The sequence below is a fragment of the Paenarthrobacter sp. PPS72 genome, assembly GCF_048537125.1.
Classification (GTDB): Bacteria; Actinomycetota; Actinomycetes; order Actinomycetales; family Micrococcaceae; genus Arthrobacter; species Arthrobacter nitroguajacolicus_E.
Genome location: NZ_JBLYIE010000051.1, coordinates 1 through 19,219, shown reverse-complemented (window position 1 = coordinate 19,219; position 19,219 = coordinate 1). Strand labels below are relative to the sequence as shown.

The 19,219-nt window shown below is 62.6% G+C and carries 23 protein-coding genes, 1 tRNA gene and 1 riboswitch; of the genes, 1 reads left to right on the top strand and 23 read right to left on the bottom strand.

Annotated elements, in window-relative coordinates:
* The 7 genes from trpA to hisI form a co-directional block, all read right to left on the bottom strand.
* Window positions 1-813 (bottom strand): tryptophan synthase subunit alpha, encoded by an 813-nt coding sequence (gene trpA / locus ACLRGI_RS19035; protein WP_419203107.1) that lies wholly within the window; start codon window positions 811-813, stop codon window positions 1-3.
* A complete protein-coding gene (trpB, locus tag ACLRGI_RS19030) occupies window positions 813-2,189 on the bottom strand; it encodes a tryptophan synthase subunit beta (protein ID WP_419203106.1) in 1,377 nt (458 codons plus the stop codon). The genes trpA and trpB overlap by 1 nt, the downstream gene beginning before the upstream one ends.
* Before the next feature lie 114 nt (window positions 2,190-2,303).
* The gene (trpC, locus tag ACLRGI_RS19025; protein ID WP_419203105.1) at window positions 2,304-3,122 is read right to left on the bottom strand and encodes an indole-3-glycerol phosphate synthase TrpC; all 819 of its coding nucleotides are present in this window, start codon (window positions 3,120-3,122) and stop codon (window positions 2,304-2,306) included.
* A gap of 2 nt (window positions 3,123-3,124) precedes the next feature.
* Entirely contained in the window at window positions 3,125-3,397 is a 273-nt protein-coding gene (locus tag ACLRGI_RS19020) for an HGxxPAAW family protein (protein WP_011774532.1), read from the bottom strand.
* Between the two features lie 131 nt (window positions 3,398-3,528).
* On the bottom strand, window positions 3,529-4,134 hold the full coding sequence (locus tag ACLRGI_RS19015; protein WP_419203103.1) for a Trp biosynthesis-associated membrane protein: 606 nt from the start codon (window positions 4,132-4,134) through the stop codon (window positions 3,529-3,531).
* Window positions 4,131-5,711, bottom strand: a complete 1,581-nt coding sequence (locus tag ACLRGI_RS19010) for an anthranilate synthase component I (protein ID WP_419203102.1) — start codon at window positions 5,709-5,711, stop codon at window positions 4,131-4,133. The genes ACLRGI_RS19015 and ACLRGI_RS19010 overlap by 4 nt, the downstream gene beginning before the upstream one ends.
* A gap of 58 nt (window positions 5,712-5,769) precedes the next feature.
* Entirely contained in the window at window positions 5,770-6,186 is a 417-nt protein-coding gene (gene hisI / locus ACLRGI_RS19005) for a phosphoribosyl-AMP cyclohydrolase (RefSeq protein WP_419203101.1), read from the bottom strand.
* Window positions 6,187-6,275: 89 nt separating this feature from the next.
* Between hisI and ACLRGI_RS19000 the strand changes: the two genes are divergently transcribed.
* Entirely contained in the window at window positions 6,276-6,920 is a 645-nt protein-coding gene (locus tag ACLRGI_RS19000) for a TIGR03085 family metal-binding protein (protein ID WP_419203133.1), read from the top strand.
* Window positions 6,921-6,977: 57 nt separating this feature from the next.
* Here the strand turns inward: ACLRGI_RS19000 and hisF are convergent, their stop codons facing one another.
* From hisF to ACLRGI_RS18920, 16 genes are all read right to left on the bottom strand, one after another.
* The gene (hisF, locus tag ACLRGI_RS18995; protein ID WP_419203100.1) at window positions 6,978-7,754 is read right to left on the bottom strand and encodes an imidazole glycerol phosphate synthase subunit HisF; all 777 of its coding nucleotides are present in this window, start codon (window positions 7,752-7,754) and stop codon (window positions 6,978-6,980) included.
* Between the two features lie 77 nt (window positions 7,755-7,831).
* Entirely contained in the window at window positions 7,832-8,692 is an 861-nt protein-coding gene (gene hisG, locus ACLRGI_RS18990) for an ATP phosphoribosyltransferase (RefSeq protein WP_419203099.1), read from the bottom strand.
* Between the two features lie 84 nt (window positions 8,693-8,776).
* On the bottom strand, window positions 8,777-9,040 hold the full coding sequence (locus ACLRGI_RS18985) for a phosphoribosyl-ATP diphosphatase (RefSeq protein WP_018778638.1): 264 nt from the start codon (window positions 9,038-9,040) through the stop codon (window positions 8,777-8,779).
* Between the two features lie 105 nt (window positions 9,041-9,145).
* Entirely contained in the window at window positions 9,146-9,631 is a 486-nt protein-coding gene (gene ribH, locus ACLRGI_RS18980) for a 6,7-dimethyl-8-ribityllumazine synthase (RefSeq protein ID WP_014921429.1), read from the bottom strand.
* A 17-nt stretch (window positions 9,632-9,648) separates the two neighbouring features.
* A complete protein-coding gene (gene ribA / locus ACLRGI_RS18975; protein WP_419203098.1) occupies window positions 9,649-10,353 on the bottom strand; it encodes a GTP cyclohydrolase II in 705 nt (234 codons plus the stop codon).
* Window positions 10,350-11,045 carry a 3,4-dihydroxy-2-butanone-4-phosphate synthase gene (ribB, locus tag ACLRGI_RS18970; RefSeq protein ID WP_419203097.1) on the bottom strand — a complete coding sequence of 232 codons (696 nt, stop codon included), beginning with the start codon at window positions 11,043-11,045 and terminating at the stop codon, window positions 10,350-10,352. Before ribB ends, ribA begins: the two co-directional genes overlap by 4 nt.
* Window positions 11,042-11,671, bottom strand: coding sequence for a riboflavin synthase (locus tag ACLRGI_RS18965; protein ID WP_419203096.1), 630 nt, complete (start codon window positions 11,669-11,671; stop codon window positions 11,042-11,044). The genes ribB and ACLRGI_RS18965 overlap by 4 nt, the downstream gene beginning before the upstream one ends.
* Window positions 11,671-12,792, bottom strand: coding sequence for a bifunctional diaminohydroxyphosphoribosylaminopyrimidine deaminase/5-amino-6-(5-phosphoribosylamino)uracil reductase RibD (ribD, locus tag ACLRGI_RS18960; protein ID WP_419203095.1), 1,122 nt, complete (start codon window positions 12,790-12,792; stop codon window positions 11,671-11,673). Before ribD ends, ACLRGI_RS18965 begins: the two co-directional genes overlap by 1 nt.
* Window positions 12,789-13,493 (bottom strand): nicotinamide riboside transporter PnuC, encoded by a 705-nt coding sequence (gene pnuC / locus ACLRGI_RS18955; protein ID WP_419203094.1) that lies wholly within the window; start codon window positions 13,491-13,493, stop codon window positions 12,789-12,791. Before pnuC ends, ribD begins: the two co-directional genes overlap by 4 nt.
* 89 nt (window positions 13,494-13,582) lie before the next feature.
* Window positions 13,583-13,741: riboswitch (FMN riboswitch) on the bottom strand.
* A 78-nt stretch (window positions 13,742-13,819) separates the two neighbouring features.
* Entirely contained in the window at window positions 13,820-14,494 is a 675-nt protein-coding gene (rpe, locus tag ACLRGI_RS18950) for a ribulose-phosphate 3-epimerase (RefSeq protein WP_419203093.1), read from the bottom strand.
* 57 nt (window positions 14,495-14,551) lie between these two features.
* Window positions 14,552-16,120, bottom strand: coding sequence for an RsmB/NOP family class I SAM-dependent RNA methyltransferase (locus tag ACLRGI_RS18945; protein ID WP_419203092.1), 1,569 nt, complete (start codon window positions 16,118-16,120; stop codon window positions 14,552-14,554).
* Complete coding sequence (gene fmt / locus ACLRGI_RS18940) at window positions 16,117-17,037, bottom strand: methionyl-tRNA formyltransferase (protein ID WP_419203091.1); 921 nt, start codon at window positions 17,035-17,037, stop codon at window positions 16,117-16,119. The genes ACLRGI_RS18945 and fmt overlap by 4 nt, the downstream gene beginning before the upstream one ends.
* Window positions 17,034-17,606 (bottom strand): peptide deformylase, encoded by a 573-nt coding sequence (gene def / locus ACLRGI_RS18935; protein WP_419203089.1) that lies wholly within the window; start codon window positions 17,604-17,606, stop codon window positions 17,034-17,036. Before def ends, fmt begins: the two co-directional genes overlap by 4 nt.
* 50 nt (window positions 17,607-17,656) lie before the next feature.
* Window positions 17,657-18,550, bottom strand: a complete 894-nt coding sequence (locus ACLRGI_RS18930) for a cytochrome (protein WP_419203088.1) — start codon at window positions 18,548-18,550, stop codon at window positions 17,657-17,659.
* A 32-nt stretch (window positions 18,551-18,582) separates the two neighbouring features.
* Window positions 18,583-18,729 carry a hypothetical protein gene (locus ACLRGI_RS18925; protein WP_419203087.1) on the bottom strand — a complete coding sequence of 49 codons (147 nt, stop codon included), beginning with the start codon at window positions 18,727-18,729 and terminating at the stop codon, window positions 18,583-18,585.
* 127 nt (window positions 18,730-18,856) lie between these two features.
* Window positions 18,857-18,928 (bottom strand) — tRNA-Val (locus ACLRGI_RS18920).
* Window positions 18,929-19,219 lie beyond the last annotated feature (291 nt).

Sequence of the window (19,219 nt, the reverse complement as noted above, 5' to 3'; positions counted from 1 at the left end):
CTAGGCTTCTGCAACTGCGCGGCCCAGGCCGGCGCTGAGGTTCTTCGTGAGTTGTCCGACGGCGTCCACGCCGCCATCGCGGAGGGCCGCCACCAAAGCGGTGCCGACGATCACGCCGTCCGCATAGGCAGCGATTTCCCGGACGTGATCCGGGTTGGAGACACCCAGGCCTACGCAGACGCGCTCGGCACCGGCTGCGTGGGCTCGGGCCACCACGTCTTCAGCGCTGCTGCTGACGGAGGTTCGCGTTCCGGTGACGCCCATGATGGAGACGGCGTACACGAATCCACGGCTTGCCTTCACCGTCATGTCCAGCCGCTCCGGGGTGGACGAAGGTGCCACAAGGAACACCCGATCCAAGCCGTACCTGTCCGAGGATTCGAACCACTCATGAGCTTCGTCGGGCACCAGGTCAGGGGTGATAAGCCCTGCTCCCCCGGCTTCGGCCAGACGGCGGGCGAATTCGTCGACGCCCATGCGCATGACGGGGTTCCAGTACGTCATGACCAGAACTGCCGCATCAGTAGCGGCAGTGATGCCGGCAACGACGTCGAAGACGTTGGCCACGCGGAATCCGTTGGAAATCGCTTCAGTTGTTGCGGCCTGGATGACGGGGCCGTCCATCACGGGATCGGAGTACGGGATTCCGATTTCGATGAGGTCAGCACCGTTGCGGGCCAGGGCTATGCCGGCCTCGATGCTCTCCTGGACCGTTGGGTAGCCCGCGGGAAGGTAGCCCACCAGGGCGGCGCGTCCTTCTGCTTTGGCGCGATCAATGGCGGCAGCGGATTTGCTGGCGAATTCTTCAGTCATCAGTTCTGATCCTCGTTGACATCCACGGCTGCTTCGGACGTGCGCTCGGTGGGCCCCTTGGGCTTTCGCGTGGACAGCGTGGTGCCCTTGACGTGCCCTTCCTCATCCAACATGTTGAACCAGGCAGCGGCAGTCTCCACGTCCTTGTCGCCGCGGCCGGACAGGTTGACAATCACTGTGACCTCGGAAGGATTTTCCTTGCCTTCGGTGAGCCTATGGCCGATCTTGATGGCACCGGCCAGCGCGTGGGAGGACTCAATGGCAGGGATGATGCCTTCGGTCCGGCACAGCAGGCTGAAGGCGTCCATGGCCTCGGTGTCAGTCACGGCCTCGTAGGTGACACGCCCGATGTCGGCCAGGTAAGAGTGCTCCGGACCGACGCTCGGGTAGTCCAGGCCGGCGGAGATGGAGTGGGATTCTATAGTTTGGCCGTCTTCGTCCTGCATAAGGTATGAACGGGCACCGTGGAGTACCCCTGGGCGACCCAAGGAGATCGCTGCAGCATGGCGGCCGGTCTCCACACCTTCGCCACCGGCTTCGAAGCCGTAGATCTTCACGGAGGCGTCATCAAGGAAAGCGTGGAACAAACCGATCGCGTTTGAGCCACCACCGATACATGCAGCAATGGCGTCAGGGAGCTTGCCCGTTTGCTCCAGGATCTGGCTGCGGGCTTCTTCGCCGATGACCTCGTGGAAATAGCGGACCATGGCAGGGAACGGGTGCGCACCGGCTGCGGTGCCCAGCAGGTAATGGGTGTGCTCAACATTGGAGACCCAATCCCGGAGAGCATCGTTGATGGCGTCCTTGAGGGTCTGCGAACCGTTGGTCACTGGAACCACTGTTGCGCCGAGCAACTGCATGCGGGCCACGTTCAAGGCCTGACGCCGGCAATCCTCGGCACCCATGTACACCACGCACTCGAGGCCCAGCAGGGCTGCGGCGGTGGCGCTGGCCACGCCGTGCTGGCCTGCACCGGTCTCGGCGATGACGCGGGTTTTGCCCATGCGTTTCGCCAGAAGTGCCTGGCCCAGGACGTTGTTGATCTTGTGCGAGCCGGTGTGGTTGAGGTCCTCGCGCTTGAGGAAGATTCGGGCTCCGCCGGCGTGCTCCGAGAAGCGCTTGGCTTCTGTCAGCAATGACGGCCTGCCGGAGTAGTTCTTGTTGAGGTCCTTCAGCTGGGCGATGAAATCGGGATCAGCTTTGGCTTTCTCAAAAGTGTCCTGGACTTCGTCAAGGGCGGCGATGAGCGACTCGGGCATCCAGCGTCCGCCATAGCTGCCAAAGTAGGGACCCGATGCGTTCCGCAGCGAAGGGCCACCTTGGAGGAATGCGTCCGCCGCAGTCTCTTCTGAGCCGGCTGTTGGCGCGTCGACCATCAGTCTCACCGTCCTGTTCCAGTTAGTTCATTGGGTAGTTCCACGTGCCACAAGGCAGCCGCAGGCTATTGCCAGGGCTGCCTTGCAACTATTCGCCGTGATTCAGTTACTGCCTCAGTTCCTGACGGCGATGGCGGCAGCTCCGGCTGCCTTGAATTCAGTGATACGTTCGTGCGGCGTGGAGTCACTGACCAGCGCCTCCCCCACCAGAATGGCGTTGGCGCCGCCGGCGGCATAGTGCGAGACATCCTCGGGACCCCGGACGCCGGATTCCGCCACAATGACGGACTCAGCCGGAATCAAACCGGCCAAGGATCCGAAAACGGAACGATCGACGTCGAGCGTCTTAAGGTTGCGGACATTGATGCCGATGATTTTGGCCTGCGCCGCAACTGCACGCTCGATTTCTTCTTCGGTGTGCGTTTCCACCAGCACGTTCATGCCGAGCTCGTGGCTCAACGCACTGAAGTCAGCGAGCTCCGAGTCGGACAGGGCCGCGACAATGAGCAGGATGATGTCGGCGCCATGGGCACGGGCTTCCCAGATCTGGTACTCGTCAACAGTGAAGTCCTTGCGCAGCAACGGCGTTTCGACGGCGGCACGCACCGCGTCGAGGTCCGCCAGCGAGCCGCCGAACCGGCGCTGTTCGGTGAGGACGCTGATGACGGAAGCTCCGCCGTCGGCGTACTGGACTGCCAGCGACGCGGGATTCACGATGGAAGCAAGATCACCCTTGGAGGGGCTGCGGCGCTTGATTTCAGCGATGACTTTGAGGTCGTTGCGGACGGCTGAAGGGCCGCCCAAGGCTGCCCACGCATCACGGGCCGGAGCAGCGCTTGCGGCGCGCTCCTTCAGTTCCGCGAGGGAGACGACGCCGCGGCGAGCCTCCATGTCCTCTTTGACTCCAACAATGATGTCATCAAGAACGGTCACGATTAGTGGCCGTTGTTCTGCAGCTTGCTGCCGCCAACTCCGTAGCCGGCCTTGCGCATGACGAAGCCCACGATCAGGCCGATGACCATGACAACCAGTCCACCGACGAAGATCGGGGTGCTGGCGATGACGAACGCGATGGAGGAAATCAAAGCACCGACCAGCATCACCAGAACGCAGGTCCAGGCAGCCGGGCTGTTTCCGTGACCGATAGCGTCAGCGTGGCTGGCCATGGTGGATTCCGCTTGGTTGTTGGACACTGTGGTTTTGCTCATGTGAAATCTCCTCAGGATGAATACTGCTTACATTCTGCCATTTATTGACGACCGCCGGGACATCGCCGGGCGCCAGCCCGGACGATGTCGGCTTTGTTGCGCCGGACACGCCCAAAAGTGAGCGTGAACGCCTACGTTGGGTCTTCACCGCGCGAGAGGCTGTCCCAGCTATCAATTTCGTCCACCGGTTCGTTGCCGCTCTTCCTGCCCCGCGACCCGGCGTCATACTTGGTTCGAGAGGTCCAATGGCGCCCGGCCACCGGCACGACTATGGCGCAGACCGCCAAGAGGGAACCGGCAACAATTGCGAGGGCCGGAAACACAGTTAGCACTGCCTCTGCCTGCCCGCCCGAGACACCTGTGGCGGCAGCGATGGATCCCTGGGCGGCACCAAGTGGATCAAGCATCACGGTCACCGCCGCAAGAATGATGCCGACGGCAGACAATACGATGAGGACCGCGATGATCCAGCGGGCAATCTTCCCGGCAATGGAGGCGGCCAACCCACCAGCCAGAGCGACGACGGCCAGCGCCGTGACTGCGGTGGCGGCCTTGCTGCCTTGGACATATAGATTGCTGTTGGACGCCCCTGTGGGGTCCAGGCGCACCTCGATCCAGGTCTGCGTCGTGGCTCCGAAAACGGCCAGCGCAAGGATCGTGGTGGCAAGGACCAGCGTGGATTTCCGCGCCCAGCGCGGTGACTTCCTGACCGAAGGCGCTGATGAGGCCGTGCTCATGAGCGAGTCCCGTCGTCGGAGCCGTTTGCATTCCGCACGGTGTCCGCGGCAATGTTCTGCAGCGACCCGGCAGTGTGCACGGCCCGCAGCGGAGCCGCAGCCTTGTTCACTGTCTCCAACGCTTCGGAAGGTTTATGGGAATCGGCCACGATTCCTCCACCTGCCTGCACGTAGGCCCGTCCCTCCCGGAGCAGTGCGGACCGGATCGCAATGGCCATATCCATGTCGCCGGCGAAGTCCAAGTAGCCAACCACTCCACCGTAGATCCCGCGCCGGTGTGGTTCGAGTTCGTCGAGCAACCTCAGCGCACGGGGCTTGGGCGCGCCGGAAAGCGTACCGGCCGGGAATGTCGCCTTAAGGACGTCGTAGGCCTTGGCATGGGGAGCCAGTTCGCCAACCACTGTGGACACGAGGTGCATGATGTGGCTGAACCGCTCCACTTCCATGAACTGCGTGACGTCCACCGTTCCGGCTACGCAGACCTTGGAAAGATCGTTGCGCGAGAGATCAACCAGCATCAGGTGCTCGGCGCGCTCTTTCTGATCGGCCAGCAGTTCTGTTGCCAAGGCCTTGTCGGCTTCAACCGTCTTGCCACGAGGCCGGGAACCGGCGATGGGATGCGTGATGACTTCCTCGCCGGTCACCGTCACCAGGGCTTCCGGAGATGAACCAACGATCGAGTATTCCCGGCCATCCGCGTCCTCCAGGCTGAAGAGGTACATGTACGGGCTGGGGTTGGTATTACGAAGGACACGGTAGACATCCAACGGATCCGCTGCGCACTCCATTTCGAAGCGCCTGGAGATCACTACCTGGAAAACCTCGCCGTCAACAATGGCTTCCTTGCCGCGGTCAATGGCTTCCAAGTACTTGGCCTCCTCCCAGCGTTCCTGCACGCTGGAAGCGAAGTCCAAAGCAGCGGTTTCCAGCACGGAAACCGGCTGGGCAACAGGTGTGCTGATCTGGTCCAGCAGCCCCTTCACGCGGGCCACAGCGTCGTGCCAAGCATCATCCACCCGCTCGGAACTGTCATCAAAGTTGATGGCGTTGGCGATGAGGAGGACGGTACCATCCACATTGTCATGGACCGCCATGTCGGTGACCAGGTTCAGTGCCATCTCCGGCAGCTGGAGGTCATCCTCGGGCGGGGACGTCAGTCGTTCCCAGTGGCGCACGGCTTCCCAGCCCAGGAAGCCAACCAAACCAGAGGTGAACGGCGGCAAGCCGTCGAAGCGGTCAGTCTGTAGCGCGGCGATGGTGTCGCGAACAGCTTCTACCGGGTTGCCTGAGACCGGGACGCCCACCGGCGGCTCGCCGATCCAGTGGGCTTCGCCGTCTTTGGTAGTCAGCGTTGCACGGGATTTGGAACCAATGAAGGAATAGCGGGACCACGCTCCGCCTACCGCTGCGGATTCCAGGAGGAATGTTCCGGGCTGCCCCTTGGCGAGCTTCCGGTACAGGCCGATAGGGGTCTCGGCATCGGCCAAGACCTTGAGTCGGACAGGGATGACACGGCTGTGGACGGCGAGTTCGCGGAACTCTTCCAGGCCCGGGCTGATGATTCCAAGGTCCTGCATGGCTATGTTCTCCGCCTTATTGTCTGAGGTGGTGCGTCAGTGGAAAGTGGTGGGTGCCTTATTCGCGGTGGCCCGTAACGACTGTGAAGTCGCGACCATCGAAGCAGGTCCGGGTTCCCGTGTGGCAGGCTGCGCCGATCTGGTCCACGCGGATCAGGAGGGCATCGCCGTCGCAGTCAAGGGCGACAGACTTCACGAACTGTACGTGTCCGGAGGTGTCGCCCTTGCGCCAGTATTCCTGGCGGGAACGGGAGTAGAACGTGACCCTGCCGGAAGTCATGGTGCGGTGGAGTGCCTCGTCATCCATCCAGCCGAGCATGAGGACCTCGTTGGTGTCGTGCTGCTGCACGATCGCTGCAACGAGGCCTGAAGAATCCCGTTTAAGGGCGCTGGCGATCTCCTGCGGCAAGGGGCTCACGGGGTCGCCGGAAAGCTCCGCGGCAGGAGTTGGGCTGGGGGCGGACTGCTCTGACATCAGATCAAGTCTAGTGCCTTGGACGGGAGCCGGATTCTGCGGCGGTTCCACTGCGCAAGAGTGCTCTGATCGTGCTAGTTTCACAAGTGATGCATTTCGTCGATCCTTCCCGAGAAGTACTGGCCGAAACCCTGCTGGCGGCCGGGCCTGACTCCCCCACGCTCTGCGAAGGGTGGTTGACCCGGGATCTTGCCGCGCATTTGTACTTGCGGGAACGGAAGATTGCAGTTGGCTTGGGTCTCCTGATTCCCAGCCTGGGCAAGGCTTCCGAGAAAGCAACGTCCAAGCTGGCCGAGAAGCTGAAGAGCTCGGACGCCTACGCAGACCTCGTCAAGACCTTCCGCGGTGGCCCGCCCGCGCTGTCCCCTTTGAAGATCAAAGCCCTGGACGAGACCTCAAACCTTATTGAGTACTTCGTACACACAGAAGACATTCGCCGTGCCGGCGACCGCTGGGCGCCTCGGGCCTTGGATGAAGCCTACTCCGACGCCCTCTGGGACGAACTGATCAAACGCGCAGCATTCCTTTACCGGGGCGTGGATCTCGGCATCGTGCTTGTGCGCCCCACCGGGCCCCGCCACGTGGCCAAGCGTGCTCCCGTCTCCGTAGCAATCGTCGGCGAGCCCGGCGAACTGCTCATGCACGCCCATGGCCGCACCAGCCAGGCCCTTGTCACCTTCGAAGGCCAGCCGGACGCCGTCGCGCTTTTGCAGTCCGCAGACATCGGCCTTTAAACAGCAATGGAGGGTCACCGTGCAGGTGAGCCTCCATTGCTGTTAAAACCCCGGCGCCTAGCGGACCTCGAAGCCCGCCTCACGAATTGCAGTCTTGACTTGGGCAATCATGTCATCCGGGCCAAAGTGGAACACTGATGCTGCCAGAACGGCGTCGGCGCCTGCCTCCACCGCGGGCGGAAAATGGGCAGGTACACCGGCCCCGCCGGAAGCGATGATGGGGATGTTCACTGCGGCACGAACCAGGCGAATCAATTCAAGATCGAAGCCGTCCTTGGTGCCGTCAGCATCGATCGAGTTGAGCAGAATCTCTCCCACACCCCGATCAGCTGCTTCTTTGGCCCAGGCTACGGCGTCGATTCCAGTGCCGGTGCGGCCACCGTGGGTGGTCACCTCAAAACCGGACGACGTCGGCTGGTCACCTTCGCGGGTACGGCGCGCATCCACGGAGAGCACCAGGACCTGAGAACCAAAATGACGGGTGATCTCATCTATTACCTCGGGCCGGGCAACGGCAGCGGTGTTGATGGACGCCTTGTCCGCGCCGAAACGCAGGAGCTTGTCCACCTCGGCAACACCACGGACGCCGCCGCCTACGGTCAGGGGAATGAACACTTCCTCTGCGGTGCGGCGAACGACGTCGAACGTAGTTTCCCGGTTGCCGGACGAGGCTGTGACGTCCAGGAATGTCAGTTCATCGGCCCCGCCATGGTCGTACCGGTGAGCGAGTTCCACCGGATCACCGGCGTCGCGGAGGCCTTCGAAGTTGACGCCCTTGACCACGCGGCCTGCATCGACGTCCAAGCATGGGATGACGCGTACGGCTACAGCCATGTGCTGCTCCTAAATTCTGCTATCTGCTGGGAATGCGTTCTGACGTTTGCGACGCGGCGTGAGGTGGCCGCGTTGGATCAGATACGGCAGGCGTGGATGCTGCTGACCAGGATGGCGCGCGCGCCGAGGTCGTACAGTTCGTCCATGATGCGGTTGGTTTCCTTCTTGGGAACCATGGACCGCACGGCAACCCACTCGGAATCGCGAAGGGGCGAAACCGTAGGCGACTCGAGGCCCGGGGTAAGGGCCGCTGCGTCTTCCACCAGGTCTTTGCGGATGTCGTAATCCATCAGCACGTACTGGCGGGCCACAAGGACTCCCTGCAAGCGACGAATGAGGATCTCGATTTCCTTGGCCGTTCCATTGGCAGCGCCACCGGAACCGGAGCGACGAATCAGCACGGCCTCGGACTTCAGGATGGGATCTCCGAAGATCTCCATCCCGGCAGCTTTGAGGGTGTTCCCGGTTTCAACGACGTCGGCGATGGCATCCGCCACGCCGAGGCGCACGGAAGATTCCACGGCCCCGTCCAGGCGGACCACCTTGGCGTTCACGCCGCGTTCGGCGAGGTAGTCGCGCAGGAGTCCGTCGTAGCTGGTGGCCAGGCGCTTGCCTTCAAGCTGCTCGACGCCGGTGAATTCACCGACGGGGCCGGCGAACCGGAATGTGGACGGGGCAAAGCCCAGGGGAAGAAGTTCTTCGGCTTCGACCTTTGCGTCAAGCAAGAGGTCACGGCCGGTGATGCCGACGTCCAAGGTTCCCTGGCCTACATAGACAGCGATGTCGCGGGGACGCAGGAAGAAGAACTCAATGTCATTGTCGGGATCAACCATGACCAGTTCACGGGAGTCGCGTCGCTGACGGTAACCGGCCTCGGACAACATTGCCGAGGCGGCTTCGGACAGGGATCCCTTATTGGGGACTGCTACACGGAGCATTGGGAGACTTTCTTTTTGGAATGGAGGTTTTCAGGCACCTTGGCCACGCAGGGGGCTCCGCAACAGGCAAGCGGAGCGGCGTGGCTAGAGATGCTTGTAAACGTCTTCCAGGCTGAGGCCCTTGGCAAGCATGAGGACCTGCAGGTGGTACAGCAACTGGGAAATTTCCTCAGCGGCGGCTTCGTCCGATTCGTACTCCGCGGCCATCCAGACTTCGGCGGCCTCTTCGACCACCTTTTTGCCGATGCCGTGGATTCCGGAGTCCAGTTCGGCAACCGTGCGCGAACCTGCCGGGCGGGTCGCTGCTTTCTCACTCAGTTCTGCGAACAGCGTCTCGAAATTCTTCACGCCCTCCAGACTACTTGCTCGGGGGCGGCCACCGCTTCCTGGGGCGTTGCATGACGAAGGGGATGTGAGTGAAGACACACCAACATCCCCTTCGAACCAATGCTTCTAGCTGAACTGCTTCAGTGTCACGGCCGTGGCCAAGGCGGCGGTCACCGCTTCGTGGCCCTTGTCCTCCTTGGAACCGGGAAGGCCGGCACGGTCGATGCCCTGCTGCTCGGTGTCGCAGGTAAGGACGCCGAAGCCCACCGGTACGCCGGTGCGGACGCTGACATCGGTGAGTCCCGACGTCGCAGCCTGGCAGACGTAGTCGAAGTGCGGCGTTCCGCCGCGGATCACCACGCCGAGGGCTACGACGGCGTCGAAGTGCGGTGCGAGCCTGGCCGCGGCAACCGGGAGCTCAAAGCTGCCCGGAACCCGCAGCAGCGTGGGTTCAGCGATGCCGGCTTCCTTGGCTGCGCGGAGGGCACCGTCAACCAGTCCGTCCATGATCTGTGTGTGCCAGCTCGCCGCAACAATGGCCAGCTTCAGCTGCGAAGTTTCCTCGGGGTTGAGGGTAGTGAGGTCAATAGTGGGTGCGCCGTGGCCGCTCATATTTGCTATGAATCCGTTCAGTCTTGATTGTTGTCAAAGGGGAGGGCTGCCGGTGTCTTGCCGTTGCTGACTGGCTCGACTTCGAGTGCCAACCGGTGGTCCATCCGGTCCTTCTTGGTCTGCAGGTAGCGCAGGTTCTGTTCGCGGGAAGGAACCTCCGTAGGAACCATCTCCACAACCGTTACACCGGCTTGCGCCAGGCGGTTTTGCTTGTCCGGGTTGTTGCTGAGCAACCTGACCTCGTGCAGTCCCATCTCGGCCAGGATCTGCCCTGCCGCCGTGTAAGAACGTGCATCCACCGGCAGGCCGAGCTGTTCGTTGGCCTCCACAGTGTCGAACCCGGCTGCCTGCAGCGCGTAAGCCTTGATCTTGTTGGCCAGGCCGATTCCACGGCCCTCTTGGCCACGCAGGTAGAGCAGGGTACCTCCTTCTGCGTGGATGAGCTCCAGGGCAAATGCCAGCTGCTCGCCGCAGTCGCAGCGGTAGGAACCGAAAACATCACCGGTCAGGCACTCGGAATGCAACCGCACCAGCGGCGCGCGGCCACCCTTGGGCGGATTCGGGGAGCTCACGGCGAGGTGCTCGTGGCCGGTCTCAAGGTCTGTCCACGCCTGTGCCACAAAATCACCGAAAGCCGTAGGTAATTGCACGATCGGCCCACCGCTGACGGGGTGCGGCCCGGGGCCGGTGTGGTCACTGCTGCGTGTGGTCGATGCGGTCATCGCTTCTCCTCGTCCTCCTGTGAAACATGTGCCGTCTGGGACTCTACCGCCTCAACATACGACACCAGGTCCTCGATGGAGATGAGGGGGCACCCATGTTCAGCGGCAAAATCACGCAGGCTGTCCAGCCGCATCATTTCACCGTCGTCATGTACCAACTCTGCGATCACACCCACCGGAGCCAGCCCGGCGAGACGGCACAGGTCCACAGCAGCTTCCGTGTGGCCTGGACGTTCACGCACTCCCCCGTTAACTGCCCGCAGCGGGAAAATATGCCCGGGACGCGTAATCGATGCCGGAGTGCTGGACGGATCCGCAAGAATCCTGGCCGTCAAGGCGCGGTCGGTAGCTGAAATTCCGGTGCTGACCCCGATCGCGGCATCGCAGGAAACGGTGTAGGCCGTTCCCTTTGAGTCCTCGTTGATCTCCACCATGGGCGGCAGAACCAAGGCGTTCGCACGTTCTTCGTCCAAGGGAACACAGATGACGCCGGATGAATACCGGATGGTCCAACCCATGAGGGCCGGCGTGGCGTGTTCGGCAGCGAAGATGATGTCGCCTTCGTTCTCGCGGTCTTCGTTGTCCACCACGATCACTGCTTGGCCGGCCGCCATAGCCGCGATAGCGGTCTCAACAGGATCCAGCCCTGTGCGCCGAGTGCCTGCGGGAGTTGTTTTGGCGGGGGCGCTCATCGTGCCACTCCCTGACCGGGTGCGAAGGACAGAAGGCGTTCGGTGTACTTGGCCAGCACGTCAACCTCAAGGTTCACGCGGCTTCCCACCGTTTTGGCCCCCAGGCCTGTTTCTTCCAAGGTGGTGGGGATCAGCCCCACTTCAAACCACGGCGCCGTTTCGGCGGCAGGACTGACAGCGGTCACGGTCAGTGAGACACCGTCGACGGCGATCGAACCCTTTTCGGCGATGTACCGTGCCAGCGGGGCCGGCACGCCAAACCGCAGCCGGTCCCAGTTGCCCAGCGGCTCCCGTTCCAGGAGCTCGCCCACACCGTCCACATGACCCTGGACCACATGGCCGTCCAGCCGTCCGCCCGCCGGAACGCAGCGTTCCAGGTTCACGGCATCTCCCTGCGCCAGCTCGCCGATGGTCGTCCGGAGCAAGGTCTCCCCCATGACATCCACGCTGAAGTCCTGGCCGTCGATTTGAGTGGCCGTCAGGCACACGCCGTTGACGGCGATGGAACCACCCAAGGGCAATCTCTCCGCGGTGGTAGGCGCTTTCAGCCTCAATGTTGCGCTGTTATCGCCATCGTGCTCAATGCCCAGCACGGTGCCTTGCTCGGCTACGATTCCGGTAAACATCAGTGTCCTCCTGTCACGTATTCCGCAGCTTCAGCTTGCGGAACCAAATTCTTGTTAATGCTGGCGGCACCCCGTGGGGACCGTAAGTGCAGCCGAAGATCGTTGCCCAAAATGCGCACAGCGCCACCGCCGGCTTCGTCCCAGGACCAGTGCTGGGCGTCGGCCAGTGTGGTGATACCGAGGTCGTTCAGCGCAGGAGTTCCGGATCCCAGAAGCGTTGGGGCCAAGTAGACGATCAGTTCGTCCACCAGGTCTGCCGCGAGGAACGTGCTCAGAATGGACGAACCACCTTCCACCATGAGGTGCCGGACTCCCTGATCGAACAGCAGGCCCAGGGCTTCTGCCGGATCCCTGGTGGGCAGGTGGACAAAACGCCCGTCTGTTCCCCGAACTGCGGCATCTTCCGGGACTTCCCGCAGGCCCATGACGGCACGAATCGGTTGGTGGGGCGAAAGTTCGCCGTCCGGAGTTCGGGCCGTCAGCCGCGGGTTGTCGACCAGCACGGTTCCGGTGCCCACCAGGATCGCGTCGATAAGTCCCCTCAGCCCATGGTTGTCGGCGAGTGACTCCGGGCAGGAGATCCATTGGCTGGTGCCGTCCACCGCAGCAATGCGACTGTCCAGCGTCTGGGCGATGTGCAAGGTGACGAAGGGACGCTTGGCTGCGACGGCGTCGAACCAGTCACGGTTCAGGTCCAGCGCTTTCAGCCCTTCCAGCCCTGAACGGACCTCAACACCGGCGGCCGTAAGCGTGCGGGCACCGCCCGCAGCGGGGTCATGGGGATCGTCGACGGCGTAGATCACCTTCGCGATTCCGGCGGCAATGATCGCTTGGGCGCAGGGTCCGGTGCGCCCCACATGGTTACAGGGCTCCAAAGTGACCACCATGGTGGTTCCCACGGTGTCCACGCCGTTCTTCCGTGCCTCCGAAATTGCATCGGCTTCCGCATGGGCTGTTCCGGCGCCTCGGTGATAACCGGTTGCCAGTTGCTCGCCCTCGGGACTGAGGATTACCGCCCCGACCAGCGGATTGGCACCGCGGGGACCGGCCAGGGCCGCATTCAATGCAGCCTCCATGGCCGCTCGCTCTGCGGGAGAGTACGTGGTGTTGACGAAGTTCACCGGGCAACACCCGCTGACAGGGCGACGGCTGCGGGGCTGGCGGCATGGTCGGCACGTTCACGCTTTTCGGCCCGCCACCACACGAAGAACCCGGTGAGGGTGAAGAAGCCGTAGAACAAGTACATGACCGCGCTGGCGTAGTATCCAGCGCCGAACAGCAAGGGAACTCCCACGATGTCAACGGCCACCCAGATCAGCCAGAACTCGGTCCATCCGCGTGCCATGCCGTAAGTTGCGAGCAGGGATCCCATGAAGGTCCAGGCATCAGCCCAGACGGGCGGGTAGGAACCCAGGGCATCGAACAAGGGCGTCAGCGCCGCCGTGCCCGCCACCATCGCACCAATTAGCGCGATGCGGACCTTATTGCTGGCCCAGCCGGGGACGATGGCCCGCCCTTGGGCGCTTGATTCCTGACCCTGCTTCCACCGGTACCAGCCATATATGGCCACTGCGATGAACATGATCTGACGTGCAGCCTGTCCCCATAGCGTGGCCGGCGCCGCTGCGCCAAAGACGTTGCCCAGGAAGACTGTGAGCAGGAGGATGTTGCCGACGATGCCAATAGGCCAGGCCCAGACTTTCCGGCGCATTCCGCCGAGGGCGCTGAGGAGCCCAAAGATGTTGCCAAGCACTTCGCGTAAGACAAGAGCAGATCCTCCAACGGGGATCTGTGCTTCGAAGAGCCATCGCAGTAAGTCCATGCCGTTCCTTCCCTGTAAGCCGCGATGACTCCGGGGGTGTACGACAGCGCAATGCCGGGCGTCGCAAAAGGAACGCCCAAGGCATGACTGTACGTGCTTCTCCCATCCAGACTTTAACTGTCGGTACCGGAATTTCACCAGTTCAACCGTCTGCCATCGGAGGTCCAATTTCTTGGAGTCTTCCAATGGCTCGCGGGTCGCGGACTATAACCGCCGGTTCGGACTTACACCGACCCCGGAGCACGTATGTGTGTTGTTATTCTGCCACAACTACCAAGATGCCCGGGCTATTCCCGGCCCATCTTCGTAACATGTGGTGACGGTCGTCAGGCTTTCGTTGCCCAAGCGGTCTGGCCCGCAGCGCGGAGCCGGTCGATTGCTTCTGCAGGGTCCTCATGCCCATAAACCGCCGAGCCCGCGACAAACACGTTGGCCCCTGCCTCAGCAGCCCGCAGAATGGTTTCCTCAGTAATGCCGCCGTCCACCTGGATGGCGACGCCGATGCCTGAACCTTCGATAGCCGCCCGCGCGCGCCGGATCTTGGGCAACGTAATGTCCAGGAAAGACTGACCCCCGAAACCGGGCTCAACCGTCATGATCAGCAACATGTCCAGCTCGCTGAGCATGTCCAGGTATGGCTCCACGGGTGTAGCCGGGCGCAAGGCCATGCCGGCTTTGGACCCCCTGGCGCGCAGTTCGCGGGCCAGCTTGACCGGTGCCATGGCGGCTTCGACATGGAACGTCACTGAAGCGACGCCAGCGTCCGCGTAGGCAGGCGCCCACCGGTCGGCGTCGGAAATCATCAGATGCGCGTCCAGCGGAACCGGGCTGACCGCTTGGATTCTCTGCACCACAGGCAGGCCTAGCGTCAGGTTGGGCACGAAATGGTTGTCCATAACGTCCACGTGGACAGCATCGGCATTGCTGATCCGGTGCAGTTCCGCCTCAAGGTTGACGAAATCGGCGGACAGGATGCTCGGGTTGATACAGCACTGAGACAAGGCAGCCCCCTCTAATGGGTGATAGTCGAAAGCTCGGTGATGGTCTAAAGGTGGTGGCTACGGCTTCTTCCGGATGATCGCCATGAACATGGCATCCGTCTGGTGCACGTGCGGCCACAATTGGGCAGTCAGCTCGTGACCAGCGCCAAGATTCCCCGTGAGGCTGACATCGTCCAACGCTTGTCCGGCGTCGAGGAGTTCAAGATCCTCGCGCTTGGCCAGCACATCAGTAACAACCGCTGTGGTTTCGGCCGGATGCGGCGAACACGTTACGTAGGCCACCACGCCGCCTGGTTTGACGGCGTCAAGCGCCGACTTCAACAAGTCCCGCTGCAGCGGTCCCAGGTCTCCGATGTCCTTGGGAGAGCGCCGCCAGCGCGACTCCGGCCGGCGCCGCAAGGCCCCGAGACCACTGCACGGTACGTCCACGAGTACGCGGTCAAAGCTTTCGGGCTGCTCTGCACCTACTTCACGGCCATCGCCGGTCCGCACCGTCCAGGCGTCGTTGGGGACAGCCGAAAGCGCTTGTTGAACAAGTTTGGCCCGGTGCGGTGCAGGCTCGTTGGCGAGGAGGGTTGCGCCACCGCGGTAGGCCAAGGCAGCCAAAAGCGCTGCCTTCCCACCTGGACCTGCGCACAGGTCCAACCATCGTTCGCCCTGGGCAGGAGGCTCCCCCAGCTCGACTCCGGCCAAAGCCCTCGCCACAAGTTGGGATCCGACGTCCTGGACACGCGTGGTGCCGCGACGCACCGATTCAAAACGGCCCAGGTCTCCGCCAGCTGAGAGGGCGGAATCTTCCACCAATTCGCCGGCAGTGGCTCCGTTGTCAAAAGCCTCGTCGAGATTCCCCAGGCCGGGCAAGGCCACCAGGTTGACCACCGGGGCCGCGTTGTCGGCCTCCAGGAGGGCGTCAATCTCGGTCTTGGGCCGCCCGTGGTTCACCAGCGATTGTCGGAGCGCGCGAACGATCCATTCGGGGTGGGCATGGCGCAGGGCAGCGATCTTTGTCTCGTCGGATTCGTCATCCAGGAGGATCTCCAGCCATTCGCCCATGCTGTGGGCAGTGACTTTGCGTAGTACCGCATTGATGAGGGCCGATGGACCGGCTCCGATCACCGCGCGTGCCAGGCCGACGGTCTGGTCCAGCGCGGCATGGGCGGGAACGCGCATGGAGAGCAGCTGGTGCGCGCCAATCCGCAGGGCATCCAGGATTGCGGGATCCAGTTGTTCCAGCGGGCGGTCCACGCAACGGGCAAGGATGGCATCGTAGGTACCTTGGCCACGCAAAGCGCCGTAGCTCAGCTCCGTCGCGAAACCGGCATCCCGTCGGTCCAGGCGGTGTTCCCTGATGCGCGCAGGAAGGACGAGGTTTGCATAGGCGTCTTCGGAAGCAACCGCGCGGAGCACTTCAAAAGCGACCAGTCGCGCTGGATCAGCCCGACGTGTCCGCTGCGACGGAGCGTTGTTGGTGAAACCCCTCTGCGGTCCCCTGTTTCGCTCCCGCCCCTGGGCGTTGCGTTTGCTCTCGCCGCCGGATCCACGGTTGCCCTGCGAGCCTCGGTTTCCCGCCCCGCCGCCGTCCTGGCTCCCGCTGTTGTTGGGGCCTCGCCGGCCGGACTCGCTCATTCGAATACCACTCTCTCGGGTGCTGCCAAACCGCGGGCCCAATCGGCCGGCGACATCATCTTCTTGCCTGCCGGTTGGATCCGGCCAAGCTCCACTGCATGGGATCCGGTACCCACCAGAACCGATTTACCGTCCACCCGGATGCTTCCCGGAGGAAGATCCTTGATCTCCGCGCGGAGCGACACCGGTTCAAGCTTGACCCTCTGGCCGTCCAAGGTTGTCCAGGCTCCAGGTTCAGGGGTAACTCCACGCGCCCGGCGGTGCAAGGCAAGGGCCGGCTGTTGCCAGTCCAGCCGACCGTCGTCGAGTGTCAGCTTTGGAGCAAGGGAGACCTCCCCGATCTGGGGCTGCGGGGCAACCTGCCCGGCGTCTATGGCGGACAGGGTCTGGCTCAGCAGTACCGCACCGCTGACGGACAGTCTCTCGAGGAGGTCGCCCGCGGTATCTTCAGCGCGGACCGTTTCGGTCAGTGTCCCAAAGACAGGCCCGGTATCGAGGCCTTCCTCGAGCTGGAACGTAACGGCCCCGGTGACGTCGTCTCCGGCCATGATGGAGCGCTGCACAGGAGCAGCGCCACGCCATGCCGGGAGAAGCGAGAAGTGCAGGTTGACCCATCCGTGGGTGGGCACACCCAAAGCAGCTTTGGGAACAATGCCCCCGTAAGCAACGATGGCTGCGACGTCGGGAGCGAACTCCGCGATCCTGGCGGTCGTGTCGGCGTCGACCTTTGCCGCACGAATAATCTGTATGCCGAGTTCCGATGCCCGTGCGGCCAAGGGAGAAGGAGTCAGGACGCGTTTGCGGCCTACGGGCGCATCCGGCCGCGTGAGAACCGCCACGACGTCGAAGCCTGCTTTAACCAGCGCGTCCAATGATGGCACGGCCACAGCGGGGGTTCCAGCGAAGAGGACCCTCACTCCGGAGCCCCGAAGCTGCCGCCACCAAAGCTGGAACCCACCGAATTGGCGCGCTTGGACGTGGTTTGTTCTGTAATGGCGTGGTAGTTGGCGTTCCGGATGGCACGGAGCGCGGCCTTACGGTCATCGCCCTCCAGCCTGTCCGTGTAGAGGACACCGTCAAGGTGATCAGTCTCATGTTGGAAACAGCGCGCCAGCATCCCCTCAGCCTCCACCGAGACTGGATTGCCGTTGAGGTCCACGCCCGCTGCGCGGGTTGCCCTGTAGCGACGCACGGGGAAGCCCAGACCGGGAATGGAAAGGCAGCCCTCTACCTCGTCCGGTTGGAAGTCCTCACTGTTTTCCAGGACCGGATTAATGATGTGGCCTTCCACTCCACCGATGCGATACGTAAACACGCGCTGGCTGACGCCCACCTGCGGCGCGGCGAGGCCGGCACCTTCAACGTCTTCCATGGTTTCCGTCATGTCAGCTACCAGCTTGGCGAGCTCCGGACCGAAATCTGTGACGGGGTCAGCTACGGTGCGCAGCACCGGGTCCCCGATGATTCGGATACTCAAAATTGCCATCTGCTGTCAGTCCTCACGATCGTCAAACCAGGTTCCGGTTGTTGCGGAGCCTAAGCCAGTTTAGTTGAGGTCATGGCCGCCGCCGGTGCCGCTCCGGCTGATGAGAAAACCGGCGGGGCAACCGGCAATAATGGCTGGCCGGCCGCGACGACGTCCGCTGACATCTCCCACACGCGCCGCAAGGCGCAGAACTTCCACCAATGGTGCTTGAGTATGTCCGGATTGGCGCGCTGCGGCCTCACTTCGGTCTCACCAATGGCTACCGCAAGCAACATGGGGCTGTCTCCGTACTTCCACGGCTCCCACTCACCGGCAACAGGATCCACCAGGCTTTCCTCGGCCTTCATTCCAGCAGCGAGTTGCATGACCACTTTGTCATCAAGAGCCTTGACCGTTCCGTCCCGGGTGGTGCCCTTGGTTTTGTAGTCAATAAGGCAGATTCGACCGTTGATCCTGGCCACGAGGTCCAAAGTACCGGCATAGCCCACGGTCTTGTTCCATACAGTGATCTCCGGCGCCAGTGGTTCTACCCGGTACAGTTCCCACCACTCGTCAAAACGGGCCGCAAAGGCCTGCTCGCCGTGGGCAGCGAGGTCATCCCTGCATTCCTGCATCCGGTGCGGACGCCCCATGGCCCGCAAGGCCACCTGTTCGCAGTACGTGTGGACACGGTCACCACGTGCTGCCGCCGCGTCCCGATAAACCTCGGCTGCTTTGGAGGCTTTGTTGATGGCCTGCCGGATTTTGGCCGGGCTTCCAAGAATCGACGGAAGCTCAGGATCCGCCGCCAGGCTGCTCGCTCCCATGTAGCTGAACCACCCGTCCAAGGCATGTGCCTGCTGACCGATCACCGTGGTGATGGACGGCACGGAAAATTGCTCGGTTGTGGACCGGGCGTACATCCGGCCGTAGTCAGTAGCGTGGGCAAGCAGTGGAGCAGTCATACAAAGACTGTGTCATAGAGGACCGACAGAATTCATCCGGGGAAGATCAGCGCCAACTGCTCAGGGGGCAGTGCGGCAAGCTTGCCGGCGAGGATCGGGGCGGTCAACGCGAGATCCGCGAAAGGCGTGGCAGGTTCCGTAGTGGCCGGAGGCAATTCCGGCTCGTCTTTTTCGCGCATGCTGATGGGTGTCGCATCCCCATGGTTCGTGACGCAGAAACCCGGAATCCATCAGCCTGATGCAAAGAAAACCCCGTCCGGACCGACTTCATCGGTCCAAACGGGGTTTACCTATTGCATACAGGAGTGGGCGATACTGGGTTCGAACCAGTGACCTCTTCGGTGTGAACGAAGCGCGCTACCACTGCGCCAATCGCCCGGGTGCATAGAAAACACTAACGGACCATTGCCGGATTGCAAAACGGATCAGGGCCTCCAGCGCCTGGCCGAACTACAACCATGGAATTACAGGCATGAAACTTGTGCGGATCCGCGTCGATACTGCCTATTTCCGCGTCAATACAAGGATCCAGCCACGTACTCGATCCAAGGCACGCTACCGATTTGGAGTTTGCAACAACCTCCTATAGAGTTTTTACTCGTCGGAAAGCGACGGAATGCCTGCAGGGCTGCCCGCCGAACCGACACTGCGGACGTAGCTCAGCTGGTA

Coding starts and splice junctions, on each gene's coding strand:
- ACLRGI_RS19020 (WP_011774532.1), bottom strand. CDS start 3,397: ATGAGCAAAACCACAGTGTCCAACAACCAAGCGGAATCCACCATGGCC.
- ACLRGI_RS18965 (WP_419203096.1), bottom strand. CDS start 11,671: ATGTTTACCGGAATCGTAGCCGAGCAAGGCACCGTGCTGGGCATTGAG.
- ribB (WP_419203097.1), bottom strand. CDS start 11,045: ATGAGCGCCCCCGCCAAAACAACTCCCGCAGGCACTCGGCGCACAGGG.
- hisI (WP_419203101.1), bottom strand. CDS start 6,186: ATGTCAGAGCAGTCCGCCCCCAGCCCAACTCCTGCCGCGGAGCTTTCC.
- ACLRGI_RS18945 (WP_419203092.1), bottom strand. CDS start 16,120: ATGAGCGAGTCCGGCCGGCGAGGCCCCAACAACAGCGGGAGCCAGGAC.
- ACLRGI_RS19015 (WP_419203103.1), bottom strand. CDS start 4,134: ATGAGCACGGCCTCATCAGCGCCTTCGGTCAGGAAGTCACCGCGCTGG.
- hisF (WP_419203100.1), bottom strand. CDS start 7,754: ATGGCTGTAGCCGTACGCGTCATCCCATGCTTGGACGTCGATGCAGGC.
- ribA (WP_419203098.1), bottom strand. CDS start 10,353: ATGACCGCATCGACCACACGCAGCAGTGACCACACCGGCCCCGGGCCG.
- trpA (WP_419203107.1), bottom strand. CDS start 813: ATGACTGAAGAATTCGCCAGCAAATCCGCTGCCGCCATTGATCGCGCC.
- ACLRGI_RS18930 (WP_419203088.1), bottom strand. CDS start 18,550: ATGACTGCTCCACTGCTTGCCCACGCTACTGACTACGGCCGGATGTAC.
- hisG (WP_419203099.1), bottom strand. CDS start 8,692: ATGCTCCGTGTAGCAGTCCCCAATAAGGGATCCCTGTCCGAAGCCGCC.
- pnuC (WP_419203094.1), bottom strand. CDS start 13,493: ATGGACTTACTGCGATGGCTCTTCGAAGCACAGATCCCCGTTGGAGGA.
- def (WP_419203089.1), bottom strand. CDS start 17,606: ATGGCAATTTTGAGTATCCGAATCATCGGGGACCCGGTGCTGCGCACC.
- ACLRGI_RS19010 (WP_419203102.1), bottom strand. CDS start 5,711: ATGCAGGACCTTGGAATCATCAGCCCGGGCCTGGAAGAGTTCCGCGAA.
- ribH (WP_014921429.1), bottom strand. CDS start 9,631: ATGAGCGGCCACGGCGCACCCACTATTGACCTCACTACCCTCAACCCC.
- ACLRGI_RS19000 (WP_419203133.1), top strand. CDS start 6,276: ATGCATTTCGTCGATCCTTCCCGAGAAGTACTGGCCGAAACCCTGCTG.
- trpB (WP_419203106.1), bottom strand. CDS start 2,189: ATGGTCGACGCGCCAACAGCCGGCTCAGAAGAGACTGCGGCGGACGCA.
- ACLRGI_RS18925 (WP_419203087.1), bottom strand. CDS start 18,729: ATGCGCGAAAAAGACGAGCCGGAATTGCCTCCGGCCACTACGGAACCT.